Consider the following 26,886-nt stretch of genomic DNA (forward strand, 5'->3'; position numbering starts at 1 on the left):
CACGCTGCCGCTGTGCGGCACTTCTCGTGGTCGGTGACCTAAGGGCTGCACAGGCCTGGACGGGGCGGCCTGCGCCGTCCAGGCTCCTTCCACACACCTTGAACATCCCGCCCACTGCGCGTACAAGACTCCTTGCCCTCCCCACCCCGCAAGGAGCACCGGATGCTGGAGCTGCACACTGATCGGCTGTATCTGCGCCCCCTGGTCGAAACCGATTGGCCCCTGTTCCTGAGGCTCCATCGCGAGCCCGACACCATGCGCCACGTGTTCGACGACTTGCCGGAAAACGAAGTCCGCCGCGGCTTCGAGCACCGTCTGCCCACCTGGACAGTTGAAGCCGATCACTGGCTTTGCCTGGTGATGACCGACAAGGCAACCCAGCAAGGCCTGGGGGTCACCGGCTTGCGCATCCTGCGCCCGGGCCATGCCGAGGTCGGTTACCTGCTGCTACCGGAACATCAAGGCCAGGGTTTTGGCACCGAGTCCCTGCGGGCGGTGATCGACTACGCCACGGCCGTTGGCCTCGACACACTGGAATCCACCATCACCGATGGCAACACTGCCTCCTGCCGGGTGATGGACAAATGCGGTTTCACCTTCGAACGCCGGGACCCCGAAGCCTACCTGCTCGGCGGCACCTGGCGCGACGATCTCATCTACCGCCTCGACCTGCACGGATAGCCCATGAACCCCTATCAATGCCTACCGCCGCGCGCTTTCTGGCGCACGGCGGTCGCCGCCAGGCCCGCCGAGCAGATCGGCGAGCTGTGGTCGCCCGCGTTCGCGATCGACGCCAAGGACGCCATCGTCACCGCCGGTTCCTGTTTCGCCCAGCACATCGGCCGCGCCCTGGTGGCGCGCGGGATGAACTGGCTCGACGCCGAGCCGGCCCCGGTCGACATGCCCGAAGACGCACGCAAGGCGTGCCAGTACGGGGTGTTCTCGTTCCGTACCGGCAACCTGTATACCCCGGCAATGCTGCGCCAGTGGCTGGCGTGGGCCCTGGGCACGCAACCACCGTCACGCGAAACCTGGCAACACGAGGGGCGCTTCTTCGACCCGTTCCGCCCAGCGCTGGAAACGTGCGGTTTTGACAGTGAACAGGCGCTGTTCGATTCGCGGGAAGAAACCCTGGCGGCGATCCGCCTGTCCGTGCGCCGGGCCAAGGTGTTCGTCTTCACCCTGGGGCTGACGGAAGCCTGGGTCAATCGCGAGACCGGCGTCGTGTACCCGGTGTGCCCGGGCACCGTGCGGGGCGAATTCGATCCTCGGTTACATGAATTTCGCAATTTCGGCTTCAACGACACCTGCCAGGCCATGATCGACGCCATCGCGCTGATGCGCACGGTAAACCCCGCGCTGCGCCTGCTGCTCACTGTCTCGCCGGTGCCACTGACCGCCAGTGCCACCGGCGAGCACGTGCTCAGCGCCACCACCTACTCCAAGTCGGTGCTGCGCGCCGTGGCCGGCCAGCTTTGCCAGGACTTGCCACAGGTGGACTACTTCCCGTCCTACGAAATCATCACCGGCACGCCGTTCAAGGGCGCCTTCTACCAACCCAACCAGCGCGAAGTGACGCCTGAAGGCGTGGCTTTCGTGATGCGCCAGTTCTTTGCCGGCCTCGATGCCGAGCCTGCGTCACCGGCACCTGCGACAACCCCTTCCCTGGCCAGCGAGGACCTTGTCTGTGAAGACGCCATTCTCGACTACTACGCCTAGCTTCCTGCTGTTGGGCGACTCACATGTCGGTGTCGTCGGCCAGGCCGCCAAGGCGCGGCAACTGCCGTTCAGCGGTGGGCCGCTGGGCGCCGGGCGGGATTTCGGGGTGGACTTCTTCAGCCTGGCGCCGGACGACGTGGTGTTCCGCGACGCCGGACTCGAGCGGCTTTACCGCCAGGCCCTCGCCCAGCTCGATATCCCCAGCCTCGGCAAGATTCCCGGCCCGCTGGTCAGCAGCATCGGCTTGAGCCTGCATTACCTGGCCACCCGGCAGAACTGGCTGTGCTATCAGGGCCAGGATGGCGAGTTCGACCCCGGGTTTCTCGAAGGTCCCTTGTTTGCCACGGTCATCGACACACTGTCGCGCCCTGCCCTGGCGTTCTATGAGCAGGCGCTTGGCCTGGGCCTGAAGGTGTACGCCGTGCTGCCGCCGCAGCGGGTGCCGCCGATGGCTGATGCCCGGGTGTTCATGGCGGCCCAGGCGCTGCTGATCGAGCGCCTGACGGCCCTGGGTGTCGAGCTGGTCGATGTGCGTGCCTTGGCGAACGACGACCAGGGCCTGCAGCGCGCCGAGTTCTGTGAGGTCGACGACCCGTTGCATGGCAACCTGGCGTTTGGCGAGCTGGTGCTGGGGCAGTTGCTGCGTCAAGTGCTTTCGAAGGATCCGGCTTTGGCGTTGCAGCGCCCATGAGACCGCGCGCGGCGCATCGCGGATAAATCCGCTCCTACATTTCGCCTGCCCGTAGGAGCGGATTCATCCGCGATGCGCCGCACCGGCGGCGCTCGATCTCCAGGACGCGACAAGACCACCGCCAGACACCCGCCCGCCAACACGCTTGTAGGAGCGGATTCATCCGCGATGCGCCGCACCGGCGGCGCTCGATCTCCAGAACGCGACAAGGCCACCGCCAGCCCCCGTCCGCCAACACGCCCGTAGGAGCGGATTCATCCGCGATGCGCCGCACCGGCGGCGCTCGATCTCCAGAACACGACAAGGCCACCGCCAGACACCCGTCCGCCAACACGCCCGTAGGAGCGGATTCATCCGCGATGCGCCGCACCGGCGGCGCTCGATCTCCAGAACGCGACAAGACCACCGCCAGCCCCCCGCCCACCAATACCCAATCAAGCTCGCGGTCGCCCCCCAAGAATCGTCACCCGCTCCCCATACCGCGAATGCGGAAAATAATCCCAAACCGCATGGTGCTGGGTGCACCGGTTGTCCCAGAACACCAGGGTGCCCGGCGCCCAGCGCACCCGGCAGCTCAACACCGGTTCACGCGCCACCAGGTCGAACAGCATATTCAACAGCACCTGATTCTCGCCAGCCGACAACTGCACGATATGCGAGGTGAACCCCGAGTTGACGAACAACGACGGCCGCCCGGTCTCGGGATGACGCACCACCACCGGATGCTCGGTCTTGGGCAGGCCGGGTGGCGGCGTATAACCCTTCCAGGGAATCTCGCCGTCATGAATCGCCGTCAGCGTCCCGAGAAACGCCTGCATCGCCGGCGACAGCATCTCCAGCGCCAGGTGCATGCTGGCAAACAAGGTGTCCCCACCTGTACCAATGGCCGGGGTTTCCTTCACATACAGCATCGACCCCATGGACGGCTCCAGGTCTGCGGTGCCGTCGGTGTGCCAGGTCTCACCGGCGACAAAGCGCGATTGAGCGTTGGCACGGATCACCACCAGCTCGGGGTCGTCGCCGTCGATGTCATCCAGCGGCAAGGCCCGCAATTCACCGAACAGGCGCCCGAAGGCCTTGTGCTGCTCGACGTCGAGGTGCTGATCACGGAACACCAGCACGTGGTTCTCCAGGAAGGCCCGGCGAATCTCTGCCAGTTGCGCCGCTGCCAGGGGGCGCGACAGGTCGACCCCGCCGATTTCGGCGCCGATGACCGGCGTGAGCCGGTCCACGCTGATGCTGCGGTACGGCGCACGCTGGGCGCCGGCGATGCGTTCGATGGCCTTCAGTGCCTGTTGATCCATACGTTCCTCCCTGATTCGTGTTGGTTGGCCAAGTGTTGCAACCCAGCCGCCAGTTGTTCGCGCACCGCGGCGTGCCTTGCCATGGAGTGCGCCATGGAGTCCGCGCAGGCCCAGATGCAAACCCTCGCCAAGGCGCCAACGACACTGGCACAGGCCTGTTCGTCCTCGCTGGCGTAGGCGCGGGCGGCGATCATGCTGCTGGCCGTCGCGTTGGCCGTGGCGAACGCCTGGGCGTTGGCGTCGGTGCTCAGTTGCGCGTAATGCCGGGCGAAGGCCTCGGCGTCGCCGAACTGCCCGGCGATCATCGCCTGGTTGGACGGTGCCAGGCCGTAGTCCAGGGCGCTGTCATAGGCCTGGGCATAGGCCGAATCGAAGGCGTAGGCCCGACGAAACACCGCCAGCAGCACCGGCCCGAGCGCGATCCGCCATTCACCGACCCGCCCACGCAAGCCCAGGCTCGCGCGTTGATGCAGGCGCCGCAATGTGGTCACGGCGTGGTCATGTTCGGGCAGCGCCCGGGCGAGCAACGGCAGCACCACCTCGGCTTGCCAGCAATGCAGCAGCCGCCAGTGCGCCTGGCAGTCAGACTGCTGGGGCAAGGGGCCGGTTTCCAGCACACGCAGCAGCGGGCCCTGCCACGCGGGCACCTTTGCATGCTCACGCGCCATGGACACCCTCCTCCTGCGCAAGCAGGTCGCTATTGATTGCCTCGGCTATCTGGCGCGCCCAAGGGCCGCTGACAATGCCGTAGTGATCGGTATCCAGCGCCGCCCAGTTGCGCAGGCCCGGCAGCAACGCCCGCCAGGCCTGGCACAGGTCCTGCGCCTGCCAGCCAGTGCCGATGCCGTAGGGGTTGGGCTGGGTGGCGATGAACAGCTGCCCGGTCGTCTCGGCCAGCCCACCAGGCACATGCCCCTGCATGCTCGCCAAATTGTTGCGACAGCAGGTCACCAGGCGCTCCAGGTAACGCGCGCCGTCCGTCTCGCCATTGCGCAAGGCGAACTCGCGTTCGAACACCCGCTGGATCTGCCCCTCGTCGATCGCTTTCAACTCGGTCCCGGCGTCGGGCGCAGGTGGGTCGATCAGGTACAGCGTCGGCAGCTCGAGCCCGGTGTCGCGGGCCAAGGCGCACATGGCCTGGGCCACCCAGGCACCAAAGGACCAACCGACCAGCCGCCAGCTCGCGCCATCGGGCAGTTCGGCTTGTATCGCTTCCAGGTACAACGCCGCGCGCGTTTCAAGGGTGACATTGGCGAGTTCGGGCTGACGCAGCACCGGGTCGGCGATCACTCGCACCTCGAGGTCCGGATGCAACGCCGCGGCCAGCTCGCGATAGGCCTGTACATCGCCACCGACCGGGTGGAGCAAGTACAGCCATTGGCGACCACTGCCCTGTTGCCATGGGTCGATCCGCAGCGCCTCGCGCCAAGGGTCGCCAACGCGTTGGTCGCGACCTTGCTCGGTAGCCACCAGTGCCAACACCTCGCGCAGGCTGACCGTGGGGCTGAACTGCGACAGCTGCACCACCACGCCCGTGGCGCGCTGCAGTTCGTCGATCAGGTCCAGCAGCGTCAGCGAGTCGGCGCCCAGGTCATACAGCGACGCATCGTCTTCCAGTGCGTCCACGCCCAGCCATTGGCACAGGCAGACGCGCAGGCGTGCAGGCAGAGCGTCCGTTTTCGGCTGTGCCTCGACCGGCGCTGCCACGGCGCCATGGCGCACGGGATAGAAGCGTCGGGCATGCTCCAGTGCCATGGTCGAGACCAGCACCTGGGGCAGTTGCACGGCCATGGCCCGGTCGAACACCTCGCAGCCTTCCTGTATCGACAGCCCGACGCTCAGATGCTGTTGGTGCGCGGCATCATTGCCACTCGCCTCGGTGGCCATGCCGATCTCGCGCCAGATATCCCAGTTGATGCCCAGGCGCAGGCAGCCCTGATCACCCGGTGCGCGGTAATGGGTGAAGCCGTCGAGCACGCCGCTGGCGGCGGCATAGTCCAGGTGGCCGGCACCGCCGAACAGCGACGACATGGACGAGCAGTACAGCACGAAGCCTGGCGTCATCCGTGCGATCAGCGCCTCGACGGCGAGCATGCCAAGGGTCTTGGCGGCCATCGCGGTCGCCATTCGCTCGGCGTCGCGCTGGCGGATCAGGCTGCCGGCCCCGACGCCTGCGGCATGGATCACGCCATCGAAGCGCTCGTACCGTTGCGCCAGATGCTCGAGCACCTGCGGCCAGCGCGTCAGGTCGCCGAGGTCGGCCTCCAGCCACTCGACCCGCTCGTGGTCCACCATCCAATCCGCAGGCCAAGTCGCCGAACGCGACAGCAGCACCACGCGCCGCCCTGGCGCGCGCAGCAGGTGCTGGCACAGGGTGCGCCCGATGCCACCGCCGCCGAGGATCAGGAAGGTGCCGTTGTCTGGCAAGGTTGTCGGTGCAGCCAACGGCAGCGGGCTTGGCACCAGCCGCGGTTGCCACAGGTAGCCGTCGCGCAGGGCCAGGCGCCGGGGCAAGGCATCAGGTTCGGCCAGTAGCGCGGCGACTGGCTTGGCGTGCTCCAACAGCGATGGGCTCGGGCAATCCAGCCAGTGGCAGCGCACCGGGTACTCCTGGGGCACCACCTCGGTCACACCACTCAGTGCCGCCAGTTCCGGCCGCCTCACCTCGCCGTGTACCGGACAGGCCTGCCATGACAGCAGCCACAAGCGCAGGCTGGCATCGCGTGGTGCCTGGCCCCAGGCCTGCAACAGGCTGCTGGGCGCGTCCAGACAGGCCCAGCGGGCGGTCGCCAGGCTCTGCTCGTCGACCGCGCCATCCACCGACAGCGGCAAGGCGTGCAGCCAGTCCAGGTCGCCCGGCAGTTCAACGAGCAGGCGCCCCAGTGCCTGGGCATCCAGCACATCGAGCTCGAAGCGGTTCGCGGCAAGCTGGCGATAGCCATCCCCTGCGCGCACATGTACCACTCGCCGGTAGGCAGATCCCAGCGTGTCGAGCAGCGTTTCGTCGGCCGCTTCATGGCTGCACACCACCAAGGTCTGGCGAGTTGCTGTTTGCGGCACGGTTGCCGCCATGCGTCGCACGCGCTGCCATTGCCGTTGGTGGAACCAGTCGGCCAGCGGTTCGCGCGCGGGCGTGGCGCGGCTGTGGAAGCGATAGGTTTCGAGGTCGAAGGAGGACGGCGGCAGGTCCCAGGGCGGTGGCGCCGAACGGCGCGCCCACTCGATATGCGCGCCTTCGTACCAGGCCTCAAGCAGCGCCTGGGGCGAATGTTCACTGGCCACGAGGCGCACCTGCGATGGCGCGACTTCGCGAATCGCCGACGGTGGTAAATCGTCACCTGTCCGGTATGGCACTGCAAAACGCCAGCGTGCCTGGCGGCGTCCGGTCTGCAGGTGACGCAGTGCTGCGGGTACATGTTCGGGGTTGGCCTGCAGCCACTTCGCCATTGCCGCCACATCGCGCTCCAGCGCCGTGCGGCTGTGGGCTGAAAGCAGTAACAGCGGCGCGACGTCATCACCCGTTTCCAGCACGGCCTGCACCGCGCCGACGATCACATGGGCGTTGGTGCCGCCAATGCCGAAACTGCTGACCCCAGCCATGCGCCGCCGCCCTGAAGGCCAGGGGCTCGCCGTGGTCGGGATGTGGAACGGCGAGCGTGCCAGGTCAATCTGCGGGTTGATGCGCGAGAAGCCCAGGTTCGGCGGGATCACCCCGTGGTACACCGCCAGGGTGGCCCGGATCAGCCCGACCACCCCTGCCGCCGCCCCCAGGTGGCCGACCTGGCTCTTGACCGAGGCCAGGGCGCAGTTGCCTGCCGGCGCCTCGCCGAACGCCTGGGTCAGCGCGGCGACTTCGATCGGGTCGCCGAGCAAGGTGCCGGTGCCGTGGGCCTCGACGTAACCGATATCGGCGCCGGTCACTCCGGCCTTGCCCAAGGCCCGGGCGATCACCGCGCCCTGCCCGGCCACCGATGGCGCGGTGTAGCTCATCTTGCCGTGACCGTCGTTGTTCAGCGCCGAACCTTCCACCACGGCGTAGATGCGGTCGCCGTCGGCTTGGGCACGGTCCAGGGGCTTGAGCACCACCACGCCGTAGCCACTGGCACCGAGCGTGCCGCTGGCGTCCTCGCTGAACGGCCGGCACAGCCCGTCGCGGGAAAAGATGTGCTGCGAGCGGTGGCGGTAGCCGTCGCTGAGGGTCGGGTCGATCAACACGCCGGCCGCCAGCATCACTTCGCTGTCGCCCTGGCGCAACAGGTTGCAGGCCAGGTGCACGCCGATCAGCGAACTGCCACAGGCGGCCTGCACGCTCATGGCCGGGCCGCTGAGGTCCAGGTGGTAGGCGGCCTTGGTGGCGAGAAAGTCCTTGTCGTGGTGCAGCGCCAGCTGGAAGCCGTCCGGCAACTCGCCCTCGCCGCATTCGCGCAGCATTTGCTGGAAATAGGTGGTTTCGCCGCAGCTGGCCACCAGGCCGATGCGCGGCCCTTGCGCCGAGGGCACGATGGCGGCGTGCTGCAGGGCCTGCACGCAGGCCATCAGCAGGTGGCGTTGCTGCGGGTCCATCAACCGCGCTTCCTGGCGGCTGATGCCGAAGTACTCGGGGTCGAAGTCGAGCATGCCCTGCAACTGGCTGCGGGCGCCGACCAGGCCTTCGGCGGCCGCGAAGTGCTCGATGCCCAGCGCGTTGCCCTGGACCATCGCCCAGAACTCGCCCAGGTCACGCGCGCCGGCCACATTGACTGCCATGCCGATGATTGCCATCGGCTGATCACGGGTCTCGCCAGGCTGCTCGCGGCGAACCGCCACGCCCCCGGTGCGAGCCAGGTATGCCGCCAGTTGGCGGATGCTCACGTGCTCGAACAGGTCGGCCATGCTCGGCGCATGGGCCAAGGCCTGGGTGTAGCGTGCATGCAGGCGCATCAGGCCCAGGCTGGTGGCGCCGGCTTCGAAGAAGGTCTGCTCGGGTTCGATAGCGTGGCCGATCACCTCGCGGAACAGCGAGGCCAGCTGGCTTTCCAGCGGATTCAACGTGGTCGCCGCCGTATGCTGGCGCTCCAGCACCTCACCCTGCCCGGCAAGCGCCTTGCGGTCGATCTTGCCGCTGGGGGTACGTGGCCAGGTGTCGAGACGTCGGTACCGGTCGATGCGCACATGGCCCGGCAACTGCCGCGCCACCCGGCGGTCGAGGTCCTGTACCGAAGACGTGGTGCCGGTCAGTTGCACGTACGCCGTCAGCCGCGCAGGTTCGCCTTGCACGGTCACCACGGCGTTGGCCACGCCCTCCAACCCCATCAACGCCGCTTCGACCTGCCCAAGTTCCAGGCGATGGCCGCTGAGCTTGACCTGCTGGTCGTCACGGCCCACGTAGTGCAGGCAACCCTGGGCATCGACCCAGGCCAGGTCGCCGGTGCGGTAGTACAGGCAGCGGCGGCCGTCGGCCTGTGGCAGTTCGACGAAACGTTCGGTATTGAGCGCCGTCTCCCCCAGGTAGCAACGGGTGACCATTGCGCCAGCCACCAACAGGTAGCCTTGGGTGCCCGTGGGTACGGGGTGGTCCTTGGCGTCGACCAGCAGCAAGCGGGCATTGTCGACGGCCTGGCCGATGGGCGCGCGCAGCGGCCAGTCACGCACTTGCGGCGGCAGCCGATAGGCGCTGACCACATGGGTTTCGGTCGGGCCGTAGTGGTTGAACAGACTGGCCTTGGGCATGCCGCCGAACCAGGCTCGCAATGCCTCGGTGCACAGCAGCTGCTCTCCGGCCGTGACCACTTCGCGCAGGCTCTGGGGGTAGTTGCCCTGGGCCACGGCGGCCTGCGCCAGGTGCTGCAAGGCCACGAACGGCAGGTACAGCCGCTCGATGCCCGCTTGCTGGATGTAGGCCAGCAGCGCCTGGGCGTCCTGTCGCCAGCGGGGTTCGATCAAGTGATAGCAACCGCCGCCACACAGGGTGCCGAACAGTTCCTGGAATGCCACGTCGAACGACAGCATGGAGAATTGCAAGGTCACCGAGCGGGCCGGCAACTGCCCGGCGTCGCGCTGCCAGTGCAACAGGTTGCACAGGGCGCGCTCGGTGACCTGCACGCCCTTCGGCATGCCGGTCGAGCCCGAGGTGAACAGGGTGTACAACGGCCGCTCGCCACGGTGCCGGGACCGTTGCAGGGGCAGCGGCGCGGCCTCCAGGTTGATTCGATGGCGGGCGGCCGTCTCGATGGCCAGCCCGTCCAGGGCGGCCTCGGTGGCGCTGCTGAACAACACGCAGCGCGGTGATGCCTGGGCCAGCACCTGGCGTTGCACCGCCACGGGGTAGTTCGGGTCCAGCGGCACGGCGGTGACATTGAGCTTGGCCAGGGCCAGCAGGGCGACCACATGCTCCACCGACGGCGCCAGGAACAACACCATGTTCGACGCGCCATCGAGTGCGTGCTGGCGGGACAAGGTCGCGGCCAAGGTATCGGCCAGCGCATCCAGCTCGGCGTAACGCAGGTGCCGCTGGCCGGCCACCAGCGCCGTGGCGTCGGGCGTTTCGTGCACCTGGTGCTCGAACCAGTCGGCCACCGTGGCGAACGGCAATGGTTGGGTGGCCCCTTCGCTGGCCGGCGGCAGGCCCAGGCGGTAAGGCGCCACCAGCTCGTCCAGGGACGCCTGCGGCTTTTCCAGCAGCAGGTCCAGGGCGCGGTGCACCAGGGCATCCAGCGCGGCCACCTGGTGGGCGTCGAAATGGCTGCACTGGTATTCCCACCAGCACGCCAGCGGCCCGTCGCCGCCGACCACCAGCAGGGTCAACGGGCACTTGGCCTGGGGCGCCGGGTGCGGCTCCAGGGTGGCCCGCAGCGGAGCATCGGCGAGCCTGGCGTAGTCGGTGTTCTCCAGCACGAAGAGGTAGTCGAACAAGGCCTGGCCGGTGGACAGCCGCAGGTCCTCGACCAGATCGGCCAGGGCCACGTCCTGCAAGGCCAGCACTTCACGCACGGTGGCGGTCTGTCGATGCAGTTGCTCGCCAAGTGATTGCGTACCGCGCAGGTCGGTAGGGATCAACACCGTATTGGCGAACATGCCCACGCTGGCCTCGAATTCAGCCAGCGGCCGATTGGCCACGGGGCTGGCGATCCGAGGGCGATCGCAACCGACCAAGGCGTGCAGGCTCCAGGCGAAGACGCTGAACAGCACGTCGAAGCGGGTCAGCCGCTGCTGGACGCAGAAGCGCTCGAGCGCGGCGCTGCGCTGCTCACCCAGGGGCTTACGGTACAAACGCCCTTCGTTGCTGGCCGGGCGCATGGCCTGCCGGGCCGGCGTCGCCTCGCCGTGACGAGCGTGCAGGGCTGCCAATATGCGGCGCTGCTCCCGGTAATGCGCGGTGATGCTCCATTGCCGTTGCCACTGGGCGAAGTCCAACGTGTTCAACACCGGCGTCGGGGCGGTGCTTTCATGACCTTGCAGGGCGTCCTGGTACAGACCAGCCAGGTCGTCGAACAGCAGGTTCATCGACCAGCCGTCGGTGACGATATGGTGCAGGTTCAGCAGCAATCGGCAGCTGCCGTCGGTATCTGGCGCCACCCAGGCACGCAGCAGGGTCGGGCTGGCCAGGTCGAACGGCGCATCGAACACCAGGCTGGCGAAAGCCTGCCAGTTGTCCTGGCTCAACGCACCCGGGTCCAGCACCCGGCATATCGCCGCCTGCTCGGTAACCACCTGTTCAGGGCCATCGCTGCCCGCCACGAAGGCGCTGCGCAAGGCTGGATGGCGTGCCACCAGGCGGCGCAGCGCTTCGGCCAGGGCCTGTGGATCCGCGCCTGCCGCCAGGTGCAGCACCAAGGGCACGTTGTAGGCGGTTGAGCCGGGGGCGCGCTGCTGCTCCAGCCAGAGGCGGCGCTGCTCGGCACTGGCCGGCCCGCGCCGTGCGCTCGACGGAGCCGGAGCCGGAGCCGGAGCCGGTGGATAGTCGGTGCTTGCGCCCTGCTCCTGTTCAAGACGCTCGGCCAGCGCCGCGAAGGGCTCAGCGAGCAGTGTCGCGATGCTGATCTCCTGCTCCCAGCGGCCACGAATGGCCGAACGCAGGCGCATGGCTTTCAGCGAATCGCCACCGCTGCCCAACCAGTCGTCCTGGCTACCGATCGCAGGTTGCCCAAGCAGTGCACGCGCTTGCTCCAGCAGCCAGGTCAAGGCTGGCGAGTGCTCGCCCTGCTCGGCTGCCGGCCGCCAGGGCGTGGTGGCCTGGGCTAGCAAACTGCCCTGGTCGATCTTGCCGTTGGCCGTCAGCGGCAGGCGTGGCACCTGGAACAGATGGTGCGGGCGCATCCAGGGCGCCAGGTGGGCACGCAGGTAGGTGTCAAAGGCGCGATAGTCCAGCTCACCGCGTGGCACGACGAAGGCCAGCAACTGATGGTCCTCGGCGGCTTGCCTACGGCTGCATACATAGGCCTGGGCCACCTGGGGGTGTTCGAGCAGGCACTGTTCCACCTCGCCCGGCTCGATACGGAAGCCACGCACCTTGACCTGCCGGTCGACGCGCCCCAGGCACTCCACCTGCCCTTCGGCATTGACCCGGACCAGATCTCCAGTGCGGTAATGCACCTCATCGCCACCTTCCAGCGCAGGCAGGCGCAGGAAACAACGGGCGGTCTCACCGGGGCGGTTGCGGTAGCCACGGGCCACGCCACTGCCGCTGAGGTACAGCTCGCCAACCTCGCCTGGCGCCACTGGCTGCTGCTGGGCGTCGAGCACCCGCATGCCGGTGTCTGGCAAGGGCTGGCCAATGGGGACGGTGTCGGCGGCGAAGTCCCGCGGGATGGGGTGGCACAGGGCGAAGGTGGTGCATTCGGTGGGGCCATAGACATTGAACAGGCGGCAGGCGCTGTCCGGGTTGGCCTGGTACCAGGCCCGCACCGCCACCGGGCTGACCTGTTCGCCGCCGGTCAGTACCTGGCGCAGGCCGGCGAAGCAGGCCGGGTATTGCGCATTCAAGGTGTTGAACAGCGACACGGTGATGAACAGGGTGTCGACCCGCTGGGCTTCCAGTACCTGGGCCAGGCGCCGGGCATCGAGCAGGTCGTCGTCGGCGACCATCACGCAACAGCCGCCATTGAGCAAGGGCGCCCACAGCTCGAAGCTGCAGGCATCGAAGGCCGGGTTCGACAGGCAGGCAAAACGGTCGCCCTGCTGGATGTCGATGTAGCTGCCGGCCTGCGCCAGGCGCAGCAAGCCGCGCTCGCCGACTTCCACGCCCTTGGGCACGCCGGTGGTGCCGGAGGTGTAGAACAGGCACATGACCTCGGCGAAGGTGCCAGGTAACGGTTGGGCGGGTGCGTCCGGGTGGTCGAGCAACGCCTCGACGCTCGATTCCCATGGGGCGGGCAGCCCTTGTGGCGCGTCTGCGAGGCTCAGCACCCCCACACAGTCGGCATCGGCGAGCATCAGCGCGCGGCGCTCGGCGGGGCTGGCCCGGTCCAGCGGCATCACCACGGCCCCGGCCTTGAGCGCCCCGAGCAGCGCCGCGGCCCACTGCCAGCCGCGGGGCAGGTACAGCGCCAACGCCTGGCCCGGCAATAGCCCCTGCGCTTTCAAGCCACGCGCGATGCGCTCGCTGGCGCTGGCCAGCTCGGCGTAACTGAGGCGCACCTGCTGGTCGATCACCGCCAGGGCCTGCGGGTCTCGCCGCACCTGGGCGGCAAAGCGTGCGAGCACGGGTTCCTGGAGCACGCTCATCATTTCCCCTCCTGGGCATCGAAACGTTGCAGTTCGCGCTGGATCGTCCGTGAAACGCGGTGGATTTCGGCGCTCTCCAGCATGTCCCAGTGACCGCCCTGCACCAGCGTGGCCAGGTAACCATCACCGGCGCGGCGGCGCCAGAACCCGCGCAGCGCCCGCAACTGGCCACGTGGCAGGTCTTCCCGGGCCTGTACCAGCACCACCCGGCCGGCCTCTGGTGGGCAGGCATAAGCCGCCATGGCCAGGCGATTGTGGTTGTACAGGTGGTAGTAGCGTTCGACCTGGGCATCCTCGATACCGGGGTACATGCCATTGAAGCGCACCAGCTTGTCGCGGAACTCCGCCATGTCGACGGTGCTGATCTGCGCGCGGAAGGCCGGGTCGTCCGAGCCCTGGGTGTCGAGCAGCACCACGCTGACCTGCCCGCGCCCGGCCGCCCGCAGGCGCCGGGCCATCTCGTAGGCCACCAGGCCACCGAACGACAGCCCGGTGAGCACCAACGGCCGCCGCAACAGCGGCTCGATCAGACGCAGGTACGCCTCGGCCATCGCCTCGACCGTGGGCTCGGTAGCCTCCCCCGGGTTGAGTCCCGGCGACTGCACGCCGTACACGCCGAGCGCCTCGGGCAGCACCTTGGCCAGTGACAGGTAGCAGAATGCGGTGCCGCCGGCCGGGTGGATGCACACCACGTTGCGCTGGCCGTCCCCTGATCTGAAGGTAATCAGGTTGCTGTTCTCCTGGTGGGGGTTGGCCCCCGCCCGCAACCAGCCGCCCAGCGCCTCGATGGTCGGATGGCCCAGCACCACCCGCACCGGCACTTCGACAGCGAAGGCCTGGCCGATCTGGTAGGCCATCTTGATCGCGGCGATGGAGGTGCCGCCCACGGCGAAGAAGTTGTCGCGGATACCGATGTGCGGGGCCAGCAGCAGGCTTTTCCAGATCTGGTAGAGGGTCAGCTCGATGTGGTCGCGTGGGCTGCTCAGGTTGACCTGGCGCGCCGCCAGGTCGTGGTCGGCGCGCTCGGCCAGCGCCTGGCGGTCGACCTTGCCATTGACGGTGAGCGGCAAACTGTCGAGCCACAGATAGGCGCTGGGCAACACGGCGCTGGGCAGGGTTTCGGCCAGGTGCGCGCGCACCGCTTGCTCGTCCGGCGCCTGGGGCACCACGCAGCAGGCCACCAGGCGTTGATGCTGGGCCTCTTCGCCGAGCATCAACACCACGCTGGCAGCGATGCCGGGGAAGGCCTGCAGCCGGGCCTCGATCTCGCTGAGTTCCAGGCGCACGCCACGCAGCTTGACCTGGAAGTCGTTGCGCCCGAGGAACTCCAGCTGCCCATCGGCACGGTAGCGCGCCAGGTCGCCGCTGCGGTACAGCCGATCACCAGCCACGAACGGGCTGTCGATGAAACGCTCGGCGCTAAGGGCCGGCAGCCCCAGATAGCCACGGGCCACGCCCACGCCACCGATATGCAGGTGGCCGGCGACACCGGCCGGCACCGGGGCATCGAAGTCGTCGAGCACATGGAAACGATTGTTGGCGATGGGCCGGCCGATTGGCAGGCGCAATGCGGGTACCTCGTCACCCGGCGCCAGGGTCCAGATACTGTTGATGACCGTGGTCTCGGTGGGGCCGTAGACGTTGTGCAGCCGCGCCTGCGGCAGGCGTGCCTGGAACAGCCGCGCCAGGGCCGGCGACAGCTCGCCGCCGCCGCAGAATACGTCCTTGAGGCTGTGGCATTGGCTGACCGCCTCCGTTTCCAGGAACAGTTGCAGCATCGCCGGCACGAAGACCATTGCCGTGACCTGCTGCTCGCGCACCACGTTCGCCAGGTAGCCCGGCTCGAAATGCCCACCGGGCCGGGCGATGACCAGCCGCCCGCCGGTAGCCAGTGGCCAGAAAGTCTCCCAAGCCGAGGCATCGAAGCCGAACGGGATCTTGTGCAGCATCGCGCCAGCCTCGCCGCAGACACCGAGGCACCACAACAGCAGGTTACCCAGGCCACGGTGCGCGACCATCACGCCCTTGGGCAGGCCGGTGGTGCCGGAGGTGTAGATCACATAGGCCAGGTGTTCGGGCGTCACGCCCACTTCATGGGGGGCCAGGTTGTCGCTGGCCTGGCGTCCCCAACTGGCCGCATCGACCTGCAGGTCGAGCATCGGTGCTTCCCAACCCGCGCTTTGCATGGCTTGGCGGACGATGCCCTGGGCCGAGCCCAAGGTCAGCAGCACGGCGGGCGTGCTGTCACCGAGCATGTGGCCCAGGCGCCCGACCGGGTAGTCCGGGTCCAGCGGCACATAGGCACCACCGGCCTTGAGTACCGCCAGCAGCGCCACGGGCAGTTCCAGGGAGCGCTCCACGCAGACCGCCACGCGCACGTCCGGGCCGACGCCCAGGGTGCGCAGGTGGCGGGCCAGGCGGTTGGCCTGGGCATTGAGTTCGGCATAGCTCAGCCGCCGATCCTCGAATGTCACGGCACACGCCTGAGGATGGCACGCGGCTTGCGCTTCGACCAGGCGATGCACGCAGTCGATGGGTGACTGCAAGGCCGCGGACGCGTTCCAGGCATGCAGCACCTGTTCGCGCTCGTGCTCGTCCATCAGCGACAACTCATGCAGCGCCCGCTTGGGCTCGGCGACCACCTGGGCGAGCAGATGGCGGTAGTGATGGCTCAGGCGCTCGATGGTCGCACGGTCGAACAGGTCGGTGTTGTACTCGACCAGCAGGTGCAACGCAGCGTCGCGCTCGACCCACTCGAACGCCAGGTCGAACTTGGCGGTGGCGCTGCCGGTGCCATGGGGCGACAGCGTCAGGCCCGGCATGGCGACTGCGGCGCCCGGGGTGTTCTGCAAAACCATCATCACCTGGAACAGCGGCGAATGGCCGGGGTCACGAGGCGGGTTCAGCGCCTCGACCACGCGATCGAACGGCACGTCGTGGTGCGCATGGACCTCCAGCATGTTCGCCCGCACGTCACGCAGCAGCGCGGCGAAGGTCTGCGCCGGGTCGAGCCGCTGGCGGATCACCAGGGTGTTGATGAAGTGGCCGATCAACGGTTCCAGCTCTGCCCTGCCCCGGTTGGCGAACGGCGTGCCCACGCACAGGTCGCGCTGGCCGCTGTAGCGCCACAGCAGCACGTCCAGGGCGGCGAGCAGCACATTGAACAAGGTGCCCTGGGTATGCCGGGCCAGTGCATTGAGCTCGGCCAGGGTCGCGGCGTCCACCGTCGAACTGAACGTGGCGCCGACAAAGCGCTGCACCGGCGGGCGCGGGCGGTCGCCAGGCAGGTCCAACAAGGGTGGCGCGTCGGCCAGGGCACGCCGCCAGTAGTCGAGCTGGCCCTGCAACGCCTGCTCGTCCAGGTGCTGCCGTTGCCAGCAGGCATAGTCGGCGTACTGCACCGGCAGCGGCGCGAGGCTTGGGGCCTGGCCGCCCAGCAGGTCGCCATAGAGGGTGGCGACTTCGTGCAGGATCACACCCATCGACCAGCCATCGGCGACGATATGGTGCACGCTGTACAGCCACACATGCTCATCAATGGCCAGGCGCACCAGCATCGCCCGCAGCAACGGGCCGTTCACCAGGTCGAACGGGGCGCGGGCGTCAGCCTCGACCGCCTCGGCCAGGCGGGCCTGGCGCGCGGTCTCGGGCAGGTCGCGCAAATCCAGCACGGCCAGGGTCAGCGGCTTGCTCGCATGCACCACCTGACGCGGCTCGCCATCGACGCTGACGAAGGTGGTGCGCAGCATGGCATGACGCTCAACCAGCAGATTGAGCGCCCGCTCCAGCACGACCACATCCAACGGCCCCTTGAGCGTCAGCGCCGAGGGCACGTTGTAGAACGGATTGCCCGGTTCCAGCTGGTCGAGGAACCACAACTGGCGCTGCGAAAACGACAAGGGGCAACTGGCTTGCTCATCCGCGCGGCGCGGGATTGGCGCGCTGTCGTCAGGCGGGGCGAGCAAGGCGATCAGCGCCTGCTTGTGGGTCTTGAGGGCCTGCAGCAGGCCCTCATCGAGAAAGCCCTTGGGCGCCTTGCAGCGCAGTTTGTCGCCGTCCACCTCGAGGGCCACGCCATGGCGATCGAAGAACGCCAGCAGTTGATGGGCGTTCATACTTCGAATTCCTCCATGTCAGTGTCGTCCTGCGCCGTGATGACCAGCGCTTGCGGTTGTGGGCGGTGAGGCATAGGGTCCCCACGCAGGCCGCCGACCATCGAATAGACCAGCGCATGGCTGGCACCCAGGTCGAACAGCGAGGCCAGCTGTCGGGGCTCCAGCGAACCGACGCCGCACAGGCCCAGCCCTTGGTCGGCCGCTGCCATGGTCAGCAATTGCGCCATCGCCCCCGCCTCGATCAGGCAGAAGTCGTGGCTCCCCTCGCCGTACAACGGACGGATCGCCGCCAGGTCGGCGACGAAGAACAGCGCGAACGCCGCGCCTTCGTATACCGGGCGATTGACGAAGTAGTCGTAGGTGTCCGGGTCGAGCACGCCCTCGCCGACGGCCACCAGGCGATGCCCCACCGGGTCGTGGTAGTAAGCGCCGCCTGGTACACCAAGCACCCGGCCAGGCTTGATGTAGAGGTAGGTCTGCAGCGGGTAGGCGCCGCCCGCCGACGGGAACAGGTACTTCGCCTCGCCGTCCAGCTGCCCTTGGGCCAGCACCGCCAGGAGCTCGGCGAACGCCTGCGCGGCAATGGGTTGCTCCAGGTACTGGCGCACCGAACGGTAGTCACGGTAGCGCTGGGCGAAGGCCGGATCGACCGGCAGCGCCAGGGCCACCTGCGGCGTGTCGTGGGCGAAGCGCCGTCTTGCACGCTGCTCGGCCTTGAAAGCCGCGCGCTGCTGCGGGTCTTCCAGCACCTCGTCGACGCTCGTGCCTGGCGTTTCCTGGCGCGGCGCTCGCTGGCGATACAGCGCGAGCAGGTTGAGCAGGGTCGGCTGTGCCAGCAACTGCGCTACGTGGGGGCGGAAGCGCAGTTCGCTCGACAGTGCATTGCTGATGCGCACGATATCGATGGACGTGGCGCCGAGGCTCAGCAGGTTGGCGTCGGCGGCGATGCCTGGCTGGCCCAGCACCTGCTGGACGATCGCCACCAGCCGCTGTTCCAGCGGCCCGTCGACCTCCAGCTGCAGGCCACCCGCTTGAACCTGATCGGGCTCGGGTAGTCGGCTCTTGTCGACCTTGCCATTGGCCGACAGCGGCCAGGCCTCCACGAAGGTGAACGACGACGGCACCATGTACGCCGGCAGCTTGTCGGCCAGGTAGCTGGCGAAGTCGCCGGCCTGCAGCGCCGGGTCGGCCTTGAGCACGTAGCCGGCCAGGCGTTTCTGCGCCTGGGCCTCGCCGAGGATACGCACCACCGCGCTGTGCACGCCGGGGTGGCGGTTGAGCACCGCCTCGATCTCGCCCAGCTCGATGCGGTAGCCCTGGACCTTGACCTGGTTGTCGTCGCGGCCAAGGAACTCGATGTTGCCATCCGGCAGCAAGCGCCCCAGGTCGCCGGTACGGTACAGGCGCTCGCCGGTCAGCGGGTGGTCGAAGAAACTCCTGGCGCTCAACGCTTGGTCGCGCCAGTAGCCCTTGGCCAGGCCGATACCGCCGATGTACAGGTGGCCGGTGACCCAGGTCGGGCGCACTTGCAGCGCGTCGTCCAGCACATGGAACCGCTGGTGGTCCAGCGCCTGGCCATAGGGGATGCTGCGCCAGGCCGGGTCGACCTGGGTGATCGGGTAGCCGATCGACCAGATCGACGCTTCGGTGGCCCCGCCCAGGCTCATCAGTTGCAACCCTGGGCGCAGTGCCCAGGCACGCTCGGGCAACGCCAGCGGGATCCAGTCGCCGGACAGCATGGCCAGGCGCAGGCTCGCCGGCAGCGCCCTGCCCTCGCCCTCCAGGTACTCGACCAGCATGCCCAGCAGCGCCGGCACCGAGTTCCACAGGCTCACCTGGTGGCGCTCGATCAACGCGGCCCAGTGCGCCGGGTCCAGGCTCTGCTGTGGTTCGAGCATGACCACTGCGGCGCCCGTCGCCAGGGTGCCGAAGAAGTCGTACACCGACAGGTCGAAGCTCAGCGACGAGATCGCCAGCACCCGGTCCTGCGGGCCCACGGTAAAGCGCCGGTTGATGTCGAGCAAGGTGTTGACCGCGCCCTGGTGGTCGATCACCACGCCCTTGGGCGTGCCGGTGGAGCCGGAGGTATAGATCACATAGGCCAGGTCATCGGGCCGCACCGGCACCTCACGCAGCACTTCGGCCTGGCTGCCGGGCAGGTCGGTGACCACCAGGGCAGTCACCTGCGCCGGCCACGCCACCCGCTCCAGCAGGCACGGCTGGGTCAGCGCCAGGGTGGCCTCGGCGCGTTCGAGAATGTGCCGCAGGCGCGTGGTGGGCAGGTTCGGGTCGATGGGCAGGTAGGCGCCGCCGGCGTAGAGGATGGCCAGTGTCGCCACCACTTGCTCCCAACCGCGCTCCATCACCACCGCGACCAGTCGGTTGGGCTGCACGCCACGGGCCTGCAGCTGTGCGGCCATCTGCCGAGCCTCCTGACGCAACTGGCCGTAGCTCAGTTCACGGGCCCCCAGCACCGCGACGGCCTGTGGCGTGGCCAGGGCCTGGCGCTCGAACAGCTCGTGCATCAGCGGCAGGTCGCACGGCGCGGGAGGCGCTTGCGGCAGGCGCGCCTGCGGCAAAAGCTGCGGCGTGCTGGCGGCCCAGGCTTCAGGTGCCAACAGGCGGTCGAGCATGGCGTTATAGGCGGCAAACATCTGCCCGATCATGCCCTCGGGGAACAGCGCGTCGATGCTGTCCCAATTGAACAGCAGGCGGCCTTCTAGCTCGAGCAGGGTGTGGTCGAGCCACACATGCGGGGTCTGGGTGATGCTGTGCTCCAGCGTCGCGCCCAGGGCCTCGCCCAGGTTGAACTCGGCCAGCTCGGGCGCCGCTTCCGACAAGGTGCTGTTGAACACGATCGGCATCGCCGTCTGCTGCACGCCACGGGCCTGGGACAGCTCGCGCAGCACGCGCACACCGCTGACCACCGAGTGGTCGATGTCCTGCCACAGGCGTGCCTGCACGGCGCGGGCCTTGTCGGTGAAGCTGGCGCTGCCATCGATGGCCACCTCCAGCAGCACCAGGGAGGTGAAGTCGCCGATGATCGCGTCGACCTGCGGGTGCAACGGCAGGCGGTTGAACAGCGGCAGGCTGAGGGTGAAGCGCGGCTGGCGGCTCCACAGCGCCAGGACTTCGCTGAACGCGGTGAGCAGCATCACCGACGGGGTGACGCCGAACTGCCGGGCCAGGGTCTTGAGCTGGTGCCATTGCGCCGCCGGCATGTCGCGGTCGCGGCGGGTGAAATGCGGGTTGGCGATGCTTTCCGGTTGGCACACCCGCGGCAGGTCCGGGGCTGGGGCCAGGGTCTCGATACGCCCGCGCCAATAGTCCAGGGCACGTTCATAGCGTTGGCCACCGCGCAGTTGGCGTTCGGCGAGCACATAGTCGCGGAAGCTCACGCCGGGTTCAGGCAGTTGCAGACCAGGCGTGGCGTAGTGCGCCATCAGCTCGCGGGCGAGAATCTGCGTACTGGCGGCATCGACCACCAGGGCGTCGAGGCTGATGTGCAGGTGGCTGATGCCGTTGTCCAGCAGCGATACGCTGAAGTCGAACAGCGGCCAACGGCTGGCGTCGAGCACCTGGTGCGACTGGCGTGCGCGGGTGGCCAGCAGGGCTTCCCGGGCCTGCTCGGCGCCCATGCCGCGCAGGTCGCTACAGGCCAGGTGGTAGGTCGGCACCTGCTCGAGCACCTGCTGGGTGCCGTCGTCCAGGAACACCACGCGCAGCATGTCATGGCGCCGGATCATGCGGTTCAGCGCGGCCTCGAAGCGGGGTACGTCAAAGTCGGGGATGCGCCACTCTTCATAGCCATGGGCACTGACACCGCCGAGGCTGATGCTGGCCTCGCGGCCGAACCAGTAGGCCTGCTGGATGTCGGTGAGGGGAAATGGCGCATGGCGCCCGGCCGGGTCGGCCGCCAGGGCCGGCGCTTCGGGCTCGGCCTGCTCGCCGCCCAAGGCCGAGACCTGCGCGGCCAGGTCCATCAGCACCGGCGCCTGGAACAGGCTGCTCAGCGACAACTGCGCACCCAGGCGCTGGTTGATCGCGTAGACCAGGCGCGTGGCCAGCAGCGAGTGACCGCCGAGGTCGAAGAAGTTGTCGCGGATACCCACCCGCTCGCACTTGAGCACTTCGGCCCAGACCTGCGCCATGCGCCGTTCGGTTTCGTCGCGCGGTGCTTCATAGTCGGCTGTGCCGCTGCGCTCGGGCGCCGGCAGGGCCTGGCGGTCGAGCTTGCCGTTACGGGTCAGCGGCAGCTGCGCGAGGCTGACCCAGGCCGTGGGCAGCATGTGCTCGGGCAGTTGGCGCTGCAATGCCGCGCGCAGGGCTTGCGCTTCACGGGTGCCCACCACGTAGGCCACCAGCCGTGGATCGCCGGCAACGTCCTCGCGCAGCAGCACGGCGACATCCTGCACGCCAGGCTGCTGGCGCAACAGGCTGTCGATCTCGCCCAACTCGATACGCAAACCGCGCAGCTTGACCTGCTGGTCCACGCGCCCCAGGTACTGCACGTTGCCATCGGCTTGCAGCCGGGCCAGGTCGCCGCTGCGGTACATGCGCGCCCCCGGTTCAGGGCTGAACGGGTCGGGCAGGAAGCGCTCGGCGCTCAGTTGCGCCCGATTGAGGTAGCCACGGGCCAGGCAGTCGCCGGCGATGTACAACTCGCCGGGCACGCCCACCGGCTGTGGGTTGAGGTCGCCATCCAGCACATAGAGCCGCGCATTGGCGATCGGTTTGCCGATGGGGGGCAGTTCCGGCCAGTGTTCGGCGTCGGCGCAATCGAGGCTGAACTGGCTGACCACATGGGTCTCGGTCGGCCCGTACTGGTTGCGCAGGCGTGCGCCGCCCAGGCCAAGAGCGAACGCGCGTAGCGCGTCATTGACCTGCAACGCCTCGCCGGCCGTGACGATTTCGCAGCCGCCAGGCGGCCGCGGCGCGTCGGGCTCGGTCACCGCGGCCAACTGCTGCAGCACGGCGAACGGCAGGAACGCGCGCGCCACGCCCTCGGCCACCAGGGCCGGGCGCAGGGCGGCCAGGTCCTTGCGCCCAGCCTCGCTCATCAGTTGCAAGGTGCCGCCCTGGCACAGGGTGCTGCAGATTTCCTGGAACGACACGTCGAAGTTCAACGAGGCGAATTGCAGCACCCGGCACGCCGCGGGCATCTCGTCCAACTGCCAGGCGATCAGGTTGTCCAGGGCACGACGGCTGTGGGCCACGCCCTTGGGGCGGCCGGTCGAGCCGGAGGTATAGAGCACGTAGCCGAGGTTCGCGGGGCTCACCGCCACTTGCGGGTCGCTGTCCGCACAGTTCGCCCAGCGCGGCGCGTCGCTGTCCAGGCACAGCAGGTCGACCGCTTGCGGCAGGCCCGGGCACAGCGAGGCCTGGGTCAGCACCAGGCTGGGCGCGGCGTCGGCGAGCATGAAGGCCAGGCGCTCGGCCGGGTACGCCGGGTCGAACGGCACATAGGCGGCACCGGCCTTGAGGATGGCCAGCAGGCCGACGACCATGTGCGCCGAGCGCTCAAGGCACAGCCCCACCCGTTGTTCGGGGCCGATGCCCAGGGCGACCAGGTGGTGGGCCAGGCGGTTGGCCGCACGGTTCAGCTCGACGTAGCTCAGGGCCTGGCCGTCGGCGACCAGCGCCGGGGCATCCGGCATGCGCCGGGCGACGGCCGCCAGGCGCGCCATGCAGCCAGGCTGGCTGGCGATGTCGCGGGCCGTGCGGTTCCAGGTATCCAGCACCTGCACGCGCTCCCGCGCGTCCGGCAGTTCGAGCGTGGCGATCGACTGCCCAGGGGCACCGACCATCCCCTCTAGCAGATGGCACAGGTAGCCGCCAATGCGCTCCACGGTGGCGTGCTCGAACAGCCCACAGGCGTATTCCAACCCACCGACGACCTGCCCATCGCGCTCGCTCAGCGCCAGTTGCAGGTCGAACTTGGCCATGTGCTGGCTGGCGCGCACCGGCGTGATGTCCAGCCCGGGCAAGGCCAGGGTCTGGCCCTGGTCCTGCTCCCAGGCGAACAACACCTGGAACAGCGGGCTGTAGGCCAGGCTGCGTGGCGGGTTCAGCAGTTCCACCACCTGCTCGAATGGCAGGTCCTGGTGGGCTTGGGCCTGCAACGTCACCTGGCGCGCCTGATGCAGCCATTCGCCCAGCGACGGTGCGCCAGTGCGGGTCATGCGCAGGGCCAGGGTGTTGACGAAGAAGCCGATCAGGCCGTCCAGCGCCGGGTCCGGGCGGTTGGCCGAGGGCACGCCGATGACCACGTCGTCCTGCCCGGACAGGCGCATCAGCAGCAGTGACCAGGCGCCCAGCAAGGCCATGAACAATGTGCTGTCGTGGGCGCCGCACAGGGCTTTCAGGCGCGTGGTCAGGGCCTGGTCCAGCACCAGCGGCACGAAGCCGCCGCGATAGTCCTGCACGGCCGGGCGCGGGTGATCGCTCGCCAGTGTCAGCAGCGGCGGCGCGCCCTCCAACGCCTGGCGCCAGTAGCGGCGCTGCGCCTCGAGGCGTTCGCCGCTCAACCATTGGCGATGCCAGGCGGTGTAGTCGACGTATTGCACCGACAAAGCCGGCAAGTCCGCTTCGTGGCCCAGCAACGCGGCGCGGTACAAGGCCTCCAGGTCACGCGTGAACACGCCTACCGACCAACCGTCGGAGATGATGTGGTGCTGGGTCAACAACAGCACATGTTCATCCTGCGCCAGGCGCACCAGGCAGGCGCGCATCAGCGGCCCCTGGGTCAGGTCGAATGGCCGCGCGCCCTCCTCCTCGATCAACGCCTCAAGACGTGCCGAGGCAGCGGGCAGGCCCTGCAGGTCGACCTGGGTGAATGCCATGCCCTGGTCGGGGGCACCGACACACTGGCGGCCCTCGCCTTCGACACTGACGAAGGTGGTGCGCAGCGCCTCATGACGCGCCACCAGGCGGTCCAGGCTGGCGGACAGCGCCCGCACCTGCAAGGCCCCTCGCAGGCGCAGGTTCAGCGGCATGTGGTAGGCGGCGTTGCCCCCCTCCATCTGCGCCAGGAACCAGAGACGCTGCTGGGCGGACGACAACGTTTGCGCGCCGCTGCGTTCGACGCCGGTGATCGGCAGGCGCCCTTCGTCCTGGCTGGCCTGCAGCCTCAGGGCGAAGTCCATGAGCCGCGGGCTTTCGAACAGGGCCGAGGGCGCCGCTTCCAACATCAGGTCCCGGCGCACCTTGGCCAGCACCCGCATGACCAGCAGCGAGTGACCGCCCAGGCTGAAGAAGTGGTCTTCACGACCAATGGACGCGATCCCCAGCACCTCGCTCCAGATCGCCGCCAGGGTGTTCTCCAGCGCGCCTTGCGGGGCCTGATAGTCGCGTTGTTCGAAGGCGCTGGCATCCGGCGCGGGCAAGCCGTTACGGTCGTACTTGCCGTTAGCGGTCAGCGGCAAGGCGGCCAATTGCACAAAAGCGCTCGGCACCATGTAGTCCGGCAGGTGCGTATGCAACTGCTGGCGCAGCCCGGCTGGGGTCAGCGCAGCCCCCGCGTGTTGGGCGTAGTAGGCCACCAGGCGTGGCTCTTGCGGCGTGTCCCGGCGCAACTGCACAAGGCTTTCCCGTACCCCGGGGACCTCAGCCAGGCGCGCCTCGATCTCGCCCAATTCAAGGCGTAGGCCACGCAGCTTGGCCTGGTGGTCGTTGCGCCCGAGGAACTCGAGCTGGCCGTCGGCGCGCAGGCGCGCCAGGTCGCCGGTGCGGTACAGGCGTTCCCCGGCGACGAAGGGGTTGTCGACAAAACGCTCGGCGGTCAGTTGCGGCAGGTTCAGGTAGCCGCGGGCAACGCCGACGCCGCCGAGGTACAGCTCACCCTCCGCGCACGCCTCGCCCTGGGCATCGAGCAGATAGACGCGGCAGTTCGCCAGCGGTCGACCGATGGGCAACGCCCCCTCGGCCACCTCGGCAGGCACCTCGTGGCAGGTGCTGTCGATGCTCGCCTCGGTGACGCCGTACGCCTGCACGACCTGCACCCGCTCGCCGCACAGACGGCGCAACTGGCGGGCACTGTGGGCGGTCCAGACATCCGAGCCGCACACCACCGTGCGCAGGAACGACAGCTCCCGGCCATTGGCTTCGACCCAGTCCAGCAGCGGGTTGAGTACCGCCGGCACGAAGTCGCCGAAGCCCACTTCGGCTTCGCACAGCAAGCGGTACAGCGCAGGCGGGTCCATCAGCGTGTCGCGTGGACACAACACCAGGGTGCCGCCAAAACCCAGGGCGCGAATCAGGTCGGCGCTGAACACATCGAACGAGAAGCCGGCCATCTGCAGGTGGTTGAGCGGCGCCTGCAACGGGTACAGCCGCGCCCAGGCCGCGCTGAGGGCAACCAGGCCACGGTGCTCGACCATCACCCCCTTGGGCGTGCCAGTGGAGCCGGAGGTGTAGATCACATAGGCCAGGTGCCGGGGCGTCAGCCCGATCGCCTGTGGGTCCGGGTCATGGGCTGGCTGGTCGGCCCAGGCCACGGTGTCGTCGAGGTCGAGCACCACCGGCGCCAGCGCCAGGCCGTCCAGTGCCGCCCGTGCCGGGCCATGGCTGAGCAGCACCGCCGGGGCGCTGTCGGCGAGCATGTGCGCCAGGCGTGCCCGCGGGTAGGCAGGGTCCAGCGGCACGTAGGCGCCACCGGCCTTGAGCACCGCGAGCACGGCCACCAGCATGTCCAGCGAACGGGCCAGGCACAGCCCGACCCGCACCTGCGGCCCGACACCGAGCGTGCGCAGGTGATGGGCCAGACGGTTGGCCTGGGCGTTGAGTTCGCCATACCCCAGCGCCTCCCCGCCGAAACGCGCGGCGATGGCGCCTGGTGCGCGCCGCGCCTGGGCTTCGAACAGGCCGTGCACGCACAGTGAGGTATCGAACGGCACGTCGTGGTGCCAGTTCTCGGGTAATACGGCGGGCTGCGCGCAGGCGTTGGCGCGCGAGGAGGAAGTGTCGAGCATCGAGGCTACCGTCCGTGATTATTGTTCTGGTGATGCGCGCAGGACGACGGGCGTCCTGCCAGTCAGGCCCGGCGTTCAGGCCGGGTCGGTCACTCGGGGGCGATCAGGGGCAAGGCGCGCCACGGGCACGCGCGGGGTGGTGGGCGGGACGCCGTGCGGCCAGGCGGCAGCGCACGTGGGGGGAAGACTGGCGACGACGGGCAAGCGGCCCGCCACATCGACGATTCCAAACTGCGAGACCCATTGAAACCTCACCATCCTTATGGGGGGCGTGGAAGGGCCACGAGCGTTGAGCCTGGGTGGTCCCTTCGGCTGCGGTGCCGGTGGCCTGTGGGCCGTCGGCATTCCATTACGCGCCGGGCTGCTGGCGCCAGCGCTGGCGGATG

At 68.5% G+C, this 26,886-nt stretch carries 8 protein-coding genes; 3 read left to right on the forward strand and 5 right to left on the reverse strand.

The window, feature by feature from the left end:
* The first annotated feature begins 162 nt into the window (after nucleotides 1–162).
* The 3 genes from P5705_RS01855 to P5705_RS01865 are packed head-to-tail and all read left to right on the forward strand — an operon-like array spanning nucleotide 163 to nucleotide 2,410.
* Nucleotides 163–681 carry a GNAT family N-acetyltransferase gene (locus P5705_RS01855; RefSeq protein WP_277459294.1) on the forward strand — a complete coding sequence of 173 codons (519 nt, stop codon included), beginning with the start codon at nucleotides 163–165 and terminating at the stop codon, nucleotides 679–681.
* A gap of 3 nt (nucleotides 682–684) precedes the next feature.
* A complete protein-coding gene (locus P5705_RS01860) occupies nucleotides 685–1,719 on the forward strand; it encodes a GSCFA domain-containing protein (RefSeq protein ID WP_277459295.1) in 1,035 nt (344 codons plus the stop codon).
* Nucleotides 1,688–2,410 (forward strand): hypothetical protein, encoded by a 723-nt coding sequence (locus P5705_RS01865; RefSeq protein ID WP_277459296.1) that lies wholly within the window; start codon nucleotides 1,688–1,690, stop codon nucleotides 2,408–2,410. Before P5705_RS01860 ends, P5705_RS01865 begins: the two co-directional genes overlap by 32 nt.
* Nucleotides 2,411–2,844: 434 nt before the next feature.
* On the opposite strand, the gene P5705_RS01870 is transcribed toward P5705_RS01865, so the two are convergent.
* From P5705_RS01870 to P5705_RS01890, 5 genes are read right to left on the reverse strand one after another with little or no spacing between them, the layout of a single operon-like run.
* The gene (locus P5705_RS01870; protein WP_277459297.1) at nucleotides 2,845–3,714 is read right to left on the reverse strand and encodes a TauD/TfdA dioxygenase family protein; all 870 of its coding nucleotides are present in this window, start codon (nucleotides 3,712–3,714) and stop codon (nucleotides 2,845–2,847) included.
* A complete protein-coding gene (locus P5705_RS01875; protein WP_277459298.1) occupies nucleotides 3,696–4,382 on the reverse strand; it encodes a hypothetical protein in 687 nt (228 codons plus the stop codon). Before P5705_RS01875 ends, P5705_RS01870 begins: the two co-directional genes overlap by 19 nt.
* Nucleotides 4,372–13,419 (reverse strand): non-ribosomal peptide synthetase, encoded by a 9,048-nt coding sequence (locus P5705_RS01880; protein ID WP_277459299.1) that lies wholly within the window; start codon nucleotides 13,417–13,419, stop codon nucleotides 4,372–4,374. The genes P5705_RS01875 and P5705_RS01880 overlap by 11 nt, the downstream gene beginning before the upstream one ends.
* Nucleotides 13,416–17,531 carry an amino acid adenylation domain-containing protein gene (locus P5705_RS01885; RefSeq protein WP_277459300.1) on the reverse strand — a complete coding sequence of 1,372 codons (4,116 nt, stop codon included), beginning with the start codon at nucleotides 17,529–17,531 and terminating at the stop codon, nucleotides 13,416–13,418. Before P5705_RS01885 ends, P5705_RS01880 begins: the two co-directional genes overlap by 4 nt.
* Entirely contained in the window at nucleotides 17,528–26,500 is an 8,973-nt protein-coding gene (locus P5705_RS01890; protein WP_277459302.1) for a non-ribosomal peptide synthetase, read from the reverse strand. The genes P5705_RS01885 and P5705_RS01890 overlap by 4 nt, the downstream gene beginning before the upstream one ends.
* Nucleotides 26,501–26,886: the final 386 nt, after the last annotated feature.

It is taken from the genome of Pseudomonas entomophila, assembly GCF_029478665.1.
GTDB classification, from domain to species: Bacteria; Pseudomonadota; Gammaproteobacteria; order Pseudomonadales; family Pseudomonadaceae; genus Aquipseudomonas; species Aquipseudomonas entomophila_F.